The sequence below is a fragment of the Pseudomonas sp. B3G-3 genome (assembly GCF_028640915.1).
Taxonomy (GTDB): domain Bacteria; phylum Pseudomonadota; class Gammaproteobacteria; order Pseudomonadales; family Pseudomonadaceae; genus Aquipseudomonas; species Aquipseudomonas chlororaphis_I.
Genome location: NZ_JAQZAB010000049.1, coordinates 1 through 274, shown reverse-complemented (window position 1 = coordinate 274; position 274 = coordinate 1). Strand labels below are relative to the sequence as shown.

The following is a 274-nucleotide window of genomic DNA, read 5'->3' as shown; positions in this document are numbered from 1 at the left end:
GTTCGGAGCCGTGAAATTCACGGTACCGGAAGACTCGCCCACCGGGATGGTGATGGTTTGTCCGTTGGACAGAGTGACAACGACAGGCGAACCAGTGACCGGAGCTGTTACGGAAGCGGTGTAAACGACAACGCCACCTTCAGCAACGCTAGGCGTCGCGGTCAGGCTGACGGTCGACGTATCGATGGTGTCAGTGACATCGGTGATCGCTGGCGTGGTGCTCGGCACCAGGTTCTCGAAGTTGCCGCCAGCAGCATCCTTGATGGTGACTTCG

The 274-nt window shown here is 59.1% G+C and carries 1 protein-coding gene; it reads right to left on the bottom strand.

Annotated features, from left to right (window positions below):
• A partial coding sequence (locus tag PVZ80_RS00305; protein ID WP_273863294.1) for an immunoglobulin-like domain-containing protein occupies window positions 1-274 on the bottom strand: 274 nt, incomplete at both ends.